The organism is Saccharobesus litoralis (assembly GCF_003063625.1).
GTDB classification, from domain to species: domain Bacteria; phylum Pseudomonadota; class Gammaproteobacteria; order Enterobacterales; family Alteromonadaceae; genus Saccharobesus; species Saccharobesus litoralis.
This window is the reverse complement of the sequence record NZ_CP026604.1, coordinates 719,626-734,260: the sequence shown is the minus strand read 5'-3', so window position 1 is coordinate 734,260 and position 14,635 is coordinate 719,626. Positions and strand designations below refer to the sequence as shown.

The following is a 14,635-nucleotide window of genomic DNA, read 5'->3' as shown; positions in this document are numbered from 1 at the left end:
ATGTTAAAGCGTAATCAATTAATAACATCTTTATGGTTGGCAATCAGCACAGCTTTAGTTGTGGGTTGTAACAGCGAGCAATCGTCAACAAACACCACAACTAACACCGCAGCTAATACCACAGGCAATGATATAAAGCCTGTTACTGATAGCTCTAGCTCTGGTGTTAGTAGCCTAGTCAAACAAGTGGAAGTTGCTCACCCTAAACTAGTGGTGACTGCACAAGACGTATTGGCTATGCGTGAAGGTATTGCAACACAAGGTTTATTTAGAACGGCCTTTTTACAGCAAAAAGCTGAAATTGATAAGGTGATAAGTCAGCCAATTGATGTGCCAATGCCTAAAGATGCAGGCGGTGGCTATACTCATGAACGACACAAGAAAAATTATGCACAAATGTATCAAGCTGGGATTATTTATCAGTTAACTCAGCAGCAAAAGTACGCCGATTTTGTGCGTGATATGTTGTTACAGTATGCCGATTTATACCCTAGCTTGCCTTTACACCCTAAGCGTAAAAGTGCCAATGAAGGGCGCTTGTTTTGGCAAGGTTTAAATGAAGCCGTTTGGTTAGTGCACACAGCGCAAGCTTATGACTTTGTTAAGTTAGCCCTTAATGAACAAGATCAAAAGCATATAGAAACGAATGCTTTGCGCCCCGTCGCGTTGTTTTTATCTGAGCAATCACCTCATACGTTTAACAAAGTACATAATCACGGAACATGGGCCACCGCCGCTGTGGGGTTAACAGGCTATGTTTTGGGTGAACAAGATTGGGTTGAAAAGGCTTTATTGGATTTAGATAAATCAGGCAAGGGCGGCTTTTTACGCCAAATGGACGAACTGTTTTCGCCTGAGGGGTATTACAACGAAGGCCCATATTATCAACGCTATGCATTAATGCCATTTGTCATTTTTGCTAAAGCTATTGACGTTAATGAACCCAATAGAAAAATATTTGAATACCGTAACGGCGTGTTGCTTAAAGCGATAAAAGCGACCGTTGAATTGAGCTACAACGGTTTATTTTATCCAATCAATGACGCGATTAAATCTAAAGGTATCGACACCATAGAATTAGTTAATGGCGTGGCTATTGCTTATGGGCTAACGGCTGAAGCTGGATTGTTAGACATAGCTCAGCAACAGAATCAAATATTGCTAACCGGCGATGGTTTTAAAGTGGCACAAGCATTAGAAGCGGGTAAAGCCCAAGCCTATCAATTTAAATCTATTGCCTATGGCGACGGTAAAAATGCCGATGAAGGGGCATTTGTTATTATGCGCCAAAATGTCGCAGGTGAGCAGGCCGCCATTTTAAAAGCCACCGCTCAAGGTTTAGGTCATGGTCATTTTGATAAATTGACTTGGCAGTTTTACGATAAAGGGGCAGAAGTCGTTACCGATTATGGCGCAGCACGCTTTTTAAATGTTGAGTCTAAGTATGGTGGTCGTTATCTACCTGAAAACGAAACCTATGCTAAACAAACTGTTGCGCACAATACCTTAGTGGTCGACGAAACCAGTCACTTTAATATGAATTTGGATGTGGCGAATGCTAACCATCCCGAACTATTGTTTTTTGAAAATACGCCTCAGGTTAAGTTGGCATCGGCCCAAATCGCTACAGCCTATGACGATGTTGTATTTAAACGTACTTTAGCTTTGGTTAATTTCAACAATAATAGTCAGTCTTTGGTTTTTGATTTGCTGAATGTTAAATCTGATTCAGCGCATCAGTATGATTTACCTGTGCATTACCAAGGACATGTTATTAATAGCAATTTTGATTTAGGAACGACTACTAATGGCTTGTCGGCTTTAGGTAAAGCTAATGGTTATCAGCACCTTTGGAAAAAGTCGCACGCTCAACCTAAAGGCAGCATGACACAACTGACTTGGTTGAATGACAACGGTCGCTTCTATACTCATAGTTCAGTTAACAATGGCGAAAGCGTCATGTTAACCCAAATAGGTGCTAATGATCCGCTGTTTAACTTGCGCAATGAAAATGGTTTTATCTTTCGTGTTAAAGGCAAAAAACAACATAATTTTGTTAGTGTGTTAGAGCCACACGGTGAATATAACCCAAGTAAAGAATATACCTTAGACAGTTACAGTGCAGTGCAAAATATTGAGCACAGTCAGCAGGGCAATATCGAGTTTGTTGTCGTAACCTTAGTTGATAATAGCCAAATTATATTGGCGATTAATCATGATATTGCATTAACTGAGCCTGCACAGTTTTCGTATCGCGATAAAACCTATCAATTTAATAGTCGCTTCCAGCTTTTTGAAAGAATTTAGTATTTAGGAGTAAAGCAGCATGAAAATAAAAAACCTTAGGTGGATGGTGGTAGGGCTGATTGCGCTAGCTACTGTAATTAACTATATCGACCGTCAAGCGCTTAGTGTGCTGTGGCCTGATATTGTCGAAGATTTGTTTCCTGACGAATCAGCATTAGAGCGTAAACAGATTTACGCTAATATCTCAATTGTGTTCGTTTTTGCTTATGCATTCGGCCAAGCTATTTTTGGTAAGATTTTCGATTGGGTTGGCACGCGTATTGGTTTTGTTTTATCGATTGGTGTTTGGTCATTAGCCACTGTTGCTCACGCCTTTGCTCAAGGTATGTTAAGTATTGGTATTTTCCGAGCTGTGCTGGGTGTAGCAGAAGCCGGTAACTGGCCAGGTGCAACCAAGGGTAATGCGGAATGGTTTCCGACTAAAGAGCGCGCCTTAGCGCAAGGCATTTTCAACTCTGGCGCGGCCATTGGCGGTATTATTGCCATCCCGTTAATTGCGTTTTTAACCGTCTATTTTAGCTGGAAAATGGTATTCATTATTGTTGGTGCTGCTGGTTTATTGTGGCTTATTCCTTGGATGGTTTTAGTTAAAGCGCCTCCGGGTAAACACCCTTGGATCACAGAGCAAGAGCGTGAATATATTTTAACCGGCCAACGCCGTCCTACTTCAACTGAAACAGGTAACGAAGAAGAAGAGTACAACCCAAGCACGGGTGAGTTACTAAGTCGTAAACAAAGCTGGGGTGTAATAATAGCGTCAGCGGCGATAGACCCTATATGGTGGTTGTTCGTTTTCTGGATCCCTATTTATCTTAACGAAGTGTATCAAATGGATGTTAAAACCATTGGTATCTATGGTTGGGTTCCTTATGTTGGTGCCATGTTTGGTGCATGGTTTGGTGGTTTACTGGCGCAAAACCGCTTAAAAGCAGGATGGAATGTTGATAAAACCCGTAAACTAACGATTACACTAGGCTGTTTGATCATGTTGCCTTCATTATTAGCCATGGCTAACCCTGGTGGTCCTACAACAGCGGTTTTAATTATGGCGGTTATCTTGTTTGGTTTTCAAACGGCAATTGGTAACGTACAAACATTACCAGCAGATTTATATGGTGGTAAAACTGTAGGTACATTAGCAGGATTAGCTGGTATGGCTGCTAAATTAGGCGCAGTTGGCTTAACAGCATTAGTACCTTGGTTAACGGCAGACGGTAACTATACGCCAGCATTTGTTATTGGTGCCAGTTTAGCCATTACAGCCATGGCTGCAATTTGGCTATTAATTCCTAAGGTGGAGGCATTAAAGCCAAAAAAGTCGCAAGCTAACAACCCTCAGCAGAAGGGTAGCGACGACGAAGAGTTAAATACAAGTAACGTGTAACTCGTATAACATTTAAGGTTGGTCAATATAACATTGGCTAACCGCTTTGCCTTATTCAAGCGGCTTTTAGCGAGTTTAATCGTTAAAGCCGTTTTATCATTCGCCTACTTTTCTGTTTGTTTTTTGTACTTTTAAGAGCGAAAACAGCTAAAAATATAATTAAATTTTAATAACTTTTTAGTGGACAAATGGCTGAATAAGGTTAATTATGGTTATAAATGATTTGCACACAACACATCATTTTTAATACAAAAAAGCAAAACAATTTAGGTTATTTAACCTTGAGCAAGGGCAACTCACACAACCTTGCACAGGCTATATTTCACACACTAAGAGTAAAGATTTTTTGACTTTAGCTTTACACGGCTCACAAGCAATAAAGGACAGATTTAAAGCTAGCTTGTTCGTGTTGAACTAAAGTTATAAATACCCGTGTTTAAACGCTAGGGTATACGGTTTCATCAACGATGATGAAGGCGCTCGCGTGCGATTTAGGAAAATGGATCCTGTCGTATCGAGCTTAGTATCTGCAACCACATTAGTGTTCCAACAGGAAATTAGCCATGAATAAACGTGTCCCTATCGTGATCGCCAACTGGAAGTTAAATGGCGGGATCGATTTATTATGTACTTCAGTTGCAGCCTTTATTGGCAAGCACTTTTCGGCAAAAATTGCGATTTGCCCTCCCTATCTTTATTTACGTGACATGCTGAATTTTTTACAACATTCAGAGATCATGATCGGAACACAAAATGTCAGTAAGTATGAATCTGGCGCATACACAGGTGAAACGTCGGCTCAAATGATTAAAGAAGCTGGTGGCAGTCTTTGTTTGATTGGTCACAGTGAACGCCGTCAGATGTTTCATGAGAATGATCCTAGCTGCAAAATTAAAGTTACGCGTGTGCTTAATAGTGGCCTAATGCCCGTTTTGTGTGTAGGGGAAAATCTACAGCAACGTGAAGCAGGAATTACCAATGATGTTTTATTTCGTCAATTACATGACGCGTTAGATGGCCTTGATTTAGGCGATAAACGCATCGCGGTTGCTTACGAACCTGTTTGGGCAATTGGCACAGGTAAAGCCGCGACACCAGAAGAAGCGCAATTGGTGCACGAGTATATTCGCAGTGAGTTAACTGTGTTATTTGGTAAAGAGCGAGCCGAATCTATTCACATTCTGTATGGCGGTAGCGTTAATAAAAACAATGCTTATGAGTTATTAAGTCAAACGGATATTGATGGTCTATTAGTTGGCGGCGCCAGCTTAGATCCTGAGCATTTTATGCAAATTTGTTTACATGCTAATTCGCATGCAGAACAACTCCAATCATTATAACAACAGCAGGGAAACCACCATGACAACACCAACATTGAAAGACACAATTAAACCAGGCATCGTCACCGGCGACGACGTTCAAACTTTGTTTAATGCAGCACGCGAAGGTAATTTTGCTTACCCAGCGGTTAATGTTGTAGGCACAAATTCAGCTAATGCGGTACTAGAAGCCGCAGCTAAAGTTAATTCACCGGTTATTGTGCAATTATCTAATGGCGGAGCTGGCTTCTTTTTAGGTAAAGGCCTTAAATTAGAAGGCCAAGGTTCAGCTGTACTAGGCGCTGTTGCCGCGGCTAATTATATTCATACCGTTGCTGAAGCTTATGGCGTACCGGTTATTTTGCATACGGATCACGCGGCTAAAAAATTATTACCTTGGATTGACGGTTTGCTAGATGCGGGTGAAGCGCATTATGAAAAAACCGGTAAACCTTTGTTTAGCTCACACATGATTGATTTATCAGAAGAGCCACTGCAAGAAAATATTGAAATATGTGCAAAGTACTTAGCGCGTATGGCCAAAATGGGTATGACGTTAGAAATAGAACTTGGCTGCACAGGTGGTGAAGAAGATGGCGTTGATAACACAGGTATCGATAGCTCAGCTTTGTATACTCAACCTGAAGATGTTGCTTATGCGTATGAAGTATTAAGTGCGGTTAGCGATAAGTTCACTATTGCTGCGTCGTTTGGTAATGTGCATGGTGTATACAAACCGGGTAACGTAAAATTAACGCCAGAAATTTTGAAAAACTCTCAAGCCTATGTATCTGAAAAGTTTGGCTTACCCCATAATTCGCTTGATTTTGTGTTCCATGGGGGGTCAGGCTCTGATCCTAAAGATATTGCCGAAGCCATTAGTTACGGTGCTATCAAAATGAATATTGACACCGATACGCAATGGGCATCTTGGGATGGTATTAAGCAATATTATGCTGAAAAGTCAGATTTCTTGCAGGGACAAATTGGTAACCCTGAAGGTGATGATAAACCGAATAAAAAATATTATGACCCACGCGTTTGGTTACGCAAAGCAGAAGAGTCAATGGTAGCCCGCTTAGAGCAGTCTTTTGCAGACCTTAACTGTTTAGACCGTTACAGGTAACAGCAAACCGTTTAAATGGGCTGGTTTCCAGCCCTTTTTACATTTTAAAAGTAAGAATTTTTAAAGCAAGAATTAAAAAAAGGGAGCGCAAATGAAACGATTAATACCAACTCTTAAAGGCGATGGCGTCAGCATAGAATTTATTATGTTGATCCGAACTGTGCTAGCCGCGACAAAAGAGATCGCGTTCCGAGTTAGCCAAGGTGAATTGTCAGGTATTTTAGGTTCAACGTTGGATGAAAACATTCAAGGTGAAACCCAGAAGAAGTTAGATGTGTTATCTAATCAGTTAATTAAAGACATGCTATTAGCTGATGATCAGGTTCGTGCTATTGCTTCTGAAGAAGAAGATAACGTGGTAGTCGGTACACAAGGCGCACCTTACATTGTTGCATTTGATCCCTTAGATGGTTCGTCTAATATCGATATTAATGGTCAAATTGGCACCATTTTTACTATATATCCAGCGCGTGATGACGTGCCGGCTGATAGTCCATTGCAATTTCAGCAACCGGGTAAAAATCAGCTTTGTGCAGGTTATGTACTATATGGTCCAGCGACTATGTTAGTCATGACCACTGGCGGCCCAACGCGTTGTTATACACTTGATTTAACTCATGGTGGTTTCTTATTAACTCAAGAAGAACTTAGCGTACCCACTGATACCAAAGAGTTTGCAATAAACATGGCTAATAGCCGTTTTTGGGCGGATGAAACAACTCAGTACGTTAACGACTTGATTCAAGGTGAAGAAGGGCCATTAGGTAAGCGATACAATATGCGTTGGAATGCAGCTATGGTTGGCGATATTCATCGAGTATTGACTCGTGGTGGCATATTTATGTACCCGAATGATAATCGTGATCCGAAAAAACCCGCTAAGCTACGCTTACTATACGAAGCAAACCCGATGGCGATGCTAATTGAAAATGCGGGCGGTAAAGCTTACGCCAATAAACAACGCATACTGGATATTATGCCAGATGAGTTACATCAACGCGTACCCGTACAAATGGGCTCAGCCAACGAAGTTGAAACCTGTATTAGCTACTATGATTAAAACGCTATAAATATAGTCTTCTCGCTCAGGTCTTATGGTTCATTGTCTGCGCTTACTCGCCCCAATCACATAATAGAGCATATGCTCATGGGGTCTCGAAGCTTGACGGCTTCCCCTAAAACCTGATCGCTTTGACTATAGCGTTATCTGATCAACTCATAAAAGCCAGCCATTGCCGCTGGCTTTTTTGTTAATGAAGGAAATAAACTTTTGTTAGTCGCCGTTCTAACTGTTGAATGGCATTTCCTACATTTATGTAGGTCGAAATTTATTTCGACAATAGCAGCGGAGTTGCTACGTATTTTCTTCCCGTAGCGGTGTTGCCTTAGGTTCGCAACCTAGATATTAGATCCAAGGGCCAAATTTATTTCGGCTAGCACAAGGTATGCCGGTGTAAACCTGTCTTTATTGATTGACGGATGACTATAGATTTAATCGTTTAAAACCTTGCTCTAAGGCAGTGGTATAAGTTAAAGGTTTAATCGCGCAAACTTGTTAATAAGCTAACAGCAACAACTAACCTGACGGGAAAAAAATTACACATCCATGTGTAGTCGAATTCGTATACAACGACTCGCCTTAATGATACATCCTGATATCAAGTACACACACTAAGTTGATATTTCCGTTAAAGTCGACCTAAGTCGAAAAAGTACACGTCCTTGTGTATCACACACACTAACTAATATTGCGGTTTAATTTGCTTGACGATTAAACCGCAGCGTTTTTAAGCGCTAAAATTTGTTGGTACAGCGGTTGCTGTTCTTCGCCGATAAATGCTTGATAAACGGGCTGTAAGGCTTCTATCCAAGCTGATTGTTCAGTATTTTCGATAAAGTGAACACCTTGTTGGATCAGTTGTTTTTTGGCACTGGCGGTAAACTGCTCGGCAAATTCACGGCTAGCCATTACTGATTTTTGTGCCGCTTGTTGAATTATGTTTTTATCTTGGTTATTTAACTGCTGCCAAAGAGCACCTGAAAAAAGTAACACGTCAGGCGCCATTACATGCTGGGTCAATAAGCAATAAGGGCTAGATTGGTAATGCTCTAAACCTAAGTAAGTAAACAAGTTATTTTCAGCTGCATCTATCCCACCACGTCGTAAGGCGATCCCGACATTTTGGATGTCAGCTAAGATCATTTTTGCTTCTAACGCGTTGGCAATGGCATGCCAGATAGCGGAATTGGGTACGCGTAGCTGAACATCCTTTAGGTCATCGGGGTGATTAAATTGGCGGTCAGTATAAAAGTGACGTTCTCCACTTTCATAAAATCCGAGCCCAACAAATCCGGTTTCATTAATTGCCTGTAGTAATGTTTGGCCGACTTGACTGTCTAAACAGGCGTGCAAATGCGCTTTTGAATCGAAAATGAAAGGTAGATTCATCACCAAGGTTTTTGGACATGGGTCGTTAAGTTGCGCCAAGTTGACTCGCGTCATTGCTAATTCACCTGTGGCTAGCTTTTTGAGTGTTTCATGCTCTTCGCCTTGTTCGCCATTGGCAATAACGGTGAGTTGAATTTCACCATTAGATAATTCCGCAACTTCGTTAGCCATTACATGTAATGCTTGGACCGAGGGAAACCGTTCAGTTAAAGCATCAGATACCCTGAGGTTAAGCCTAGCTTTATTCGTCAGCGATTGGGCATAGCTTTGGCTTTCATAAACTTCATTCATATGATACCTCAGATTTGTAAGACCTATTGGTATGTAATGATGGATTCTTTTTATTTGTTTGTCAAATATTAATGTAAAGCCAATGGTTATTTTTATTTTGAAATTGGTATTAACTATTGATGTTGTTTGGTTGTTTTTATAAGTGTTTGATATTACGAGAGTTATTGTTAGTCGGGTTGCGCAGTGTTTGCTTAGTAGCTGAGAAGGGGAGAGTCGTTTTGGTTAGTTAGTCTTCTCGCTCAGGTCTTATGGTTCATTGTCAGCGCTTACTCACCCCAATCACATAGTAGAGCATATGCTCATGGGGACTCGAAGCTTGACGGCTTCCCCTAAAACCTGATCGCTTTGACTATATTGATGTGAAGTTTATTTTTCAAAAAAGACCACATCTTGGTCTATGATGTCTAATTTCCAATTAAATTGGTCAGATATGTACTCGAATGTCTCAATAGAATAGAAACAAATATGGGTTGGATCGTTTTTATAGTGCCAATTTTTAAACTTATCAGCGCTTAGAACTCGCTTTGTCATGACTGCTAATGTGGCGCTAGGTTTGAGTAGTTGGTCAAGCTGTTGTAGTTGGTTGATTGGTGTGGCTAAATGTTCAATGACTTCCGTCATGGTAATGAAATCGTACTGGCGCTGTAAAAGCTCGGGATGGTTGAAATAATAGAGATCATAATTATCGCAGGCTAAGTCGGCTTCTTGCATCATGAGTGATAAGGTTGGGCCAGGACCGCAACCAAAGTCCAACCCTTGTGCATTTTTAGGTAACTGTTTGATTAATGGCGTTACCGTGCGAGCAAGGAAGCGTCGATAACCCATATCATCAGCTTGGTTCTGATGTTTGTCGTATTCTGCTTTTTCTTGTTGTGCGCTAAGGTGGAAATGGCGAGGTACAAACACTAACTTGCAGTGTGGGCACTGTAAGTATGGCCTTTTTTTATCGCGACTAAATTCCTCATCACATTGCGTTTGACATAAAGGGCAGGGCTCAGGGGCGACAAGCTTTGACAAGTTAATCCCAATCCTCTAGTAACTCTTCAACGTCGTCTTTAATATCTTGGTATTCATCTTCCTCAATGTCGACCACTTCTAATACATGGTGTTTGATATGCGGCCAGTCAGGTGAAGCGATAAAACGTTTATTAGTCGAAATGATATTTTCAGCCATTTTTACGGCGGAATAGCAAATTTGTAAGCGCTCATCTTGTTCTGATTCTAAATATTGTCTGTCGTGTGAACGCAGTACTAATTGACATATATCTTTAGGTAAGTGCCAACTGGTTGCTAAATAATAACCAATAACCGCGTGATTGGTTTTATAAGCTTGTTCTTCGAGTTCAGTTGGGCTCAGTTCATAATTTTTGTTTGATTCAACCAATATGCGCTTATAGTCACTGTAATTAGTTGCTAATGCAGGAATACCACAGTCTTGAAATAAGCCTAAGGTATAAACAGTTTCAAGCGCCACTTGGCTTTTAAATTTTTGCGCGATAAAAGTCGCTATTTGCGCCACTTCCGATGCACTATCCCAAAAGCGTTCTAACGAGATACAGCATTTACTTTGGTCAAAGGCTTGGCGTAATTGAATGGCTGTAACGAGTGCTTGCACACCGTCAAGTCCTAAAAACATCACCGCTTGGCGAATATCAGATATTGAACGCGCTAGGCCGTAAAAAGGTGAGTTAATGGTTTTTAATATTGCAGCCGAAGTGGCTACGTCTTGTGCAATCAGTTCGCCAATGGCGTTAAGGTCGGGTTCAGGCGATTTAATTATGTCGTTCAGTTCAGTTAATATTTCTGGTTTAGCTGGTATCTGAAAACCTTTAGAAATATCCTTAATCACCTTATCATCAATATCTATCATGATTTACCTTATCACCTAGTTCACAATACCTGTTTAAACATACTCAAAATTTTTACTTTGTAAACGTACGATTTAGCATAATGCGCTTTAATCGTTAAATTTACGCAAATTGTCATATTTTCTGTATATTAATCAATCAAGTATAAAATTAATTGATAGTGGCCTAATGTGGCTTTGTGATAATCATTAAACCAGAGAAACGGCAAAAAACGCCAAGCAGAACCAAGCTGTTTTGGGTAAGCATTTTCTAACGGGGAAGGACTTAAGACTTGTCGGCAACTAAGTGGAGCTAAACATTTTATGCCATTTACCTTTAAGCAGTTTTATATTGATGATACGCAATGTGCGATGAAAGTGGGAACCGATTCCATTTTATTAGGGAGTTGGAGTTGTGCGCATTCTCAACAACAGGTATTGGATATTGGTACTGGTAGTGGCTTACTTGCCATTATGCTGGCGCAAAAGCTCAGTTTGCAACAGCAGCCATTTTGTATTCACGCGGTAGAGCTAGATGCCGATGCTGCATCGCAGGCGACAAGCAACGTTGAGCAATGTCCGTGGTCAGATTGTATTCACGTTTATCAGCAGAGTATTCAGGCGTTTGTTGAGGCTCAGGGCAGTCAACAAAAATATGATCTTATCTTGTCTAACCCGCCATATTTTGTTGCAGGGCAAGAGTTTGAAGCGACTCGCCAACAAGCTAGACATACAGGCCAACTTAGCTGGTTTACTTTATTGGCTAATGTCGCGAGTTTATTAAGTCAAGACGGCTATTTTGAATGTGTAATACCAGCAGACGGTAAGACAAAGATGTTAGCGCTCGCGCAGCAATTTAATCTAAGCTTAGTGGCTTATTGTTGTATTAAAACCAAAGCACAAAAGTCGGCTAAGCGGGTGTTGTTGCGGTTTCGATTAAATGAAGCGAATCAACCGTATGCTTGTGAGCAAACTGAATTGGTTATCCATGCCGAAAATGGTCAATATAGTTGTGACTTTCGAGCGCTGTGCAGCGATTTTTATTTGAATTTTTGAATAGCTAGCTGTTATTGTCGCTATATTACTTTTGCACAATAATAATATGAAATCGAGCATGCTTAATTTTTTCCCCTATCAGCCGCGCGTTAGCAATATCATTGCACCTTGCTTAATCCTAATTACCTTGCTTGTTGTTGGCTGTAGTAGCCAACCTAATCCAAACGATTATCGACAGCAATTTTTAACTAAAATTACTGATGATGGTAGTAAGTGGTTTTTATATAAGGTTAAACCTGTCAAAAATTTAAACTCACAAATTAATAAACAAATTGCCCGTGATATTAAAGGTGATCAGCGTCAATCACGTAATAGGAAAGGCGATAGACAGGGCGGTGAGCAACCAATGAACGGCCGCCAGCAGCGACAACGTTATCAAGTATCAAGCGGTCGGTTTGATCAAATGTTGGAGTTGTATTTAAATAGTGCAGCCTATTGTCGCGAAGGATTTATTAAGTTGGACAAGGTTGAAACCGCTAACAGTTTTTACTTTTGGGGCGAATGTCAAGAAACCGCAACAGCACGTGATGAAGCAAAATGGCCAAACAATGGACATTTTGATAAAGAGCGTGAATAACAAAATTTGATTAGTACCTGCCGTTAACTTCATTTTTTGTATATAATCCGCGGCAAATTTTAAACGCGATTGCCCATATTTCTCTAAATATAATGATGGTTGGGTAATGGCTAGATTGTTGAGGGATCCCTTGCTCGCATTATTTCGATTGATTCTAATCGCTTTATTTGTGGTTATCTTTGGTGTTTTTGGCACTATTTTTTGTTTGTTTCGTCCGTTTAATCCTAAAAACGTACATTTTTTTGCGCAAACTTTTTCTAAAATGGCCAAAGTGCTGGGCGTTAATTTGTTGATCCGGCGCGCGCCAGGGGCGGAGACTTCGTCACCTTGTTTGATTATTGCGAATCACCAAAACAGTTATGATATTTTTACAATTAGCGGTGCGTTACCACCTCGTGGCGTCACTATAGGTAAAAAGAGCCTGAAATGGATCCCATTTTTTGGTTGGTTATATTGGTTAAGTGGCAATATATTAATCAATCGTAACGATAGACGGGCGGCGCAAAAAACCTTACAGCAAACGGCAGATATTATCACGCAGCAAAATGTATCGGTTTGGATGTTTCCTGAGGGAACGCGCTCTTATGGCAAAGGTTTATTAAAGTTTAAGCGTGGCGCATTTGAATTGGCTAACGTAGCCAATGTGCCGGTGATGCCTATTTGTATGAGTACCACAACAGGTAAAATTAAACTGAACCGCTGGAATAATGGTACCGTGATTATTGATATTATGGCGCCGCGCGAACTGACTGCAGAGCAAAAGAAAAATTCACGAGTGGCGGCTGATGAATATCATGCTTTACTTAAAGACAAGCTAGAGCAACTTGACGCAGAAGTTGATCAAATTAACCAAGGCATTACGGCTTAAGGATACAGAGTATGGAATTTCATGATAATCCACTGGCGTTTAACAAATTTGTTGTTGAATCCTTACTTAAGGATGGTAGCGACCCAGACGCGACTTATGTTATTGAGCATCATTTTTCTTCAGAAGATTTTGATTTACTTGAGAAAGCCGCCGTTGCTGCCTATAAAAAAGGTTTTGAAGCAACTGATGCCGAAGAGTTTATTACTGACGATGATATTGAAATTTTGTCGTTTGATGTAATAGCTGAGGCACCTTTGAATGTCGAAGCAATCAATGCGCAAACTAAGCAAATGGCGGAATTAGCCAAAGAGTTTGGCGTTGAATACGATGGTTGGGGTACAGAATTTATCGACCCTGATGATGACGGCGAATATGAAAATGACGAATACGACGAGTATGAAGATAAATAGTTAAGTTATCTTTATAAAAATCGGGCCAATATCGCCCGATTTTTTTTGCTTTAAGGAAAGTTTTAACCATGTCATTTACCATTATTAGCCATCACCAATGTCGTCAACATAAGGTGCCAGATTGGTTTGTTGAGTGCCCTGAGCGAATAGATGCCATAAATAATCAAATTATTGCCAGTGGCTTAGAGTTTGGGGTGCAACACCTTGATGCGAAAAAAGTTACACCGCAGCAATTGGAACGTGTGCATGATAAAGCGTATTTAACGTCTCTTGCTGAACAGGTTCCAACGCAAGGCATTAATATGCTCAGTGACGATTTGCCGTTAAGCCCCAAAACATTATTAGCGGCGCAATATGCGGCGGGTTCGGGAGTGCAAGCGGTCGATTTACTGATGTTGGGGAAAGCTAAAGGCGTATTTTGCAATGTGCGCCCGCCTGGGCATCACGCTGAACGTCAGCAAGCGTTAGGGTTTTGTTTTTATAACAATATTGCCGTAGCCGCTGCATATGCGATGGATGCGTATGGCTTACAACGCATTGCGATTGTTGATTTTGATGTTCATCATGGCAATGGTACGCAAGATATTTTTGAAGATGACCCCAGAGTGTGGTTCAGCTCGGTTTATCAAGATAAGCTTTTTCCTGCGACGACGTATCACTCCTACGGCGAAAACATCGTTAACTTACCTTTGGCAGCGCCTTGCACTAGTCAACAGTGGCGAGAGGCGCTAGAAAAGGGCTGTCTCGACAAATTAGCGGCTTTTCAGCCAGAGATGATTTTTATCTCAGCGGGTTTTGATGCGCACCTAGAAGATGATATATCCAATTTTCAGTTAACTGAGTCTGACTATGCTTGGCTGTCTAGTGAGCTACGAGCAATCAAAGACAGGACAGGTTCTTGTCTTGGGATTGTGTCTATGTTGGAAGGCGGTTATAACTTGTCGGCTTTAGGCAGAAGTGTTGTAGCGCATATTAAGGCGCTAGCTAAGTTATAATGCTACC

Annotated in this window: 12 protein-coding genes and 1 pseudogene; 10 read left to right on the top strand and 3 right to left on the bottom strand. The window is 40.9% G+C overall.

Going from position 1 to position 14,635, the window contains the following annotated elements; translation table 11 throughout:
* The 5 genes and pseudogenes from C2869_RS02775 to C2869_RS02755 all read left to right on the top strand — a co-directional run bounded on the left by C2869_RS02775 (position 1) and on the right by C2869_RS02755 (position 7,196).
* Entirely contained in the window at positions 1-2,307 is a 2,307-nt protein-coding gene (locus C2869_RS02775; protein WP_108601502.1) for a heparinase II/III domain-containing protein, read from the top strand.
* Positions 2,308-2,326: 19 nt separating this feature from the next.
* Positions 2,327-3,616, top strand: a pseudogene (locus C2869_RS02770) (MFS transporter); the annotation flags it as partial.
* Positions 3,617-4,254: 638 nt separating this feature from the next.
* Complete coding sequence (gene tpiA / locus C2869_RS02765) at positions 4,255-5,031, top strand: triose-phosphate isomerase (protein WP_108601500.1); 777 nt, start codon at positions 4,255-4,257, stop codon at positions 5,029-5,031.
* 19 nt (positions 5,032-5,050) lie between these two features.
* A complete protein-coding gene (gene fbaA / locus C2869_RS02760) occupies positions 5,051-6,136 on the top strand; it encodes a class II fructose-bisphosphate aldolase (RefSeq protein WP_108601499.1) in 1,086 nt (361 codons plus the stop codon).
* 91 nt (positions 6,137-6,227) lie between these two features.
* Positions 6,228-7,196: a class 1 fructose-bisphosphatase gene (locus tag C2869_RS02755; RefSeq protein WP_108601498.1), complete on the top strand. Its 969-nt coding sequence runs from the start codon at positions 6,228-6,230 to the stop codon at positions 7,194-7,196.
* Between the two features lie 711 nt (positions 7,197-7,907).
* Here C2869_RS02755 and dctP read toward each other — a convergent pair.
* The 3 genes from dctP to C2869_RS02740 all read right to left on the bottom strand — a co-directional run bounded on the left by dctP (position 7,908) and on the right by C2869_RS02740 (position 10,746).
* Positions 7,908-8,876 carry a TRAP transporter substrate-binding protein DctP gene (dctP, locus tag C2869_RS02750; RefSeq protein WP_108601497.1) on the bottom strand — a complete coding sequence of 323 codons (969 nt, stop codon included), beginning with the start codon at positions 8,874-8,876 and terminating at the stop codon, positions 7,908-7,910.
* 366 nt (positions 8,877-9,242) lie between these two features.
* On the bottom strand, positions 9,243-9,893 hold the full coding sequence (locus C2869_RS02745; RefSeq protein ID WP_108601496.1) for a class I SAM-dependent methyltransferase: 651 nt from the start codon (positions 9,891-9,893) through the stop codon (positions 9,243-9,245).
* A gap of 1 nt (position 9,894) precedes the next feature.
* A complete protein-coding gene (locus tag C2869_RS02740; RefSeq protein ID WP_108601495.1) occupies positions 9,895-10,746 on the bottom strand; it encodes an HDOD domain-containing protein in 852 nt (283 codons plus the stop codon).
* A gap of 300 nt (positions 10,747-11,046) precedes the next feature.
* Between C2869_RS02740 and C2869_RS02735 the strand changes: the two genes are divergently transcribed.
* The 5 genes from C2869_RS02735 (at position 11,047) to C2869_RS02715 (ending at position 14,628) form a co-directional block, all read left to right on the top strand.
* Positions 11,047-11,778, top strand: coding sequence for a tRNA1(Val) (adenine(37)-N6)-methyltransferase (locus C2869_RS02735; protein WP_108601494.1), 732 nt, complete (start codon positions 11,047-11,049; stop codon positions 11,776-11,778).
* A 58-nt stretch (positions 11,779-11,836) separates the two neighbouring features.
* Complete coding sequence (locus C2869_RS02730; RefSeq protein WP_159083998.1) at positions 11,837-12,355, top strand: hypothetical protein; 519 nt, start codon at positions 11,837-11,839, stop codon at positions 12,353-12,355.
* A gap of 106 nt (positions 12,356-12,461) precedes the next feature.
* Positions 12,462-13,223, top strand: coding sequence for a 1-acylglycerol-3-phosphate O-acyltransferase (locus C2869_RS02725; RefSeq protein WP_228710745.1), 762 nt, complete (start codon positions 12,462-12,464; stop codon positions 13,221-13,223).
* Positions 13,224-13,234: 11 nt separating this feature from the next.
* The gene (gene rraB, locus C2869_RS02720) at positions 13,235-13,633 is read left to right on the top strand and encodes a ribonuclease E inhibitor RraB (protein ID WP_108601491.1); all 399 of its coding nucleotides are present in this window, start codon (positions 13,235-13,237) and stop codon (positions 13,631-13,633) included.
* A 68-nt stretch (positions 13,634-13,701) separates the two neighbouring features.
* Complete coding sequence (locus C2869_RS02715; RefSeq protein WP_108601490.1) at positions 13,702-14,628, top strand: histone deacetylase family protein; 927 nt, start codon at positions 13,702-13,704, stop codon at positions 14,626-14,628.
* Positions 14,629-14,635 lie beyond the last annotated feature (7 nt).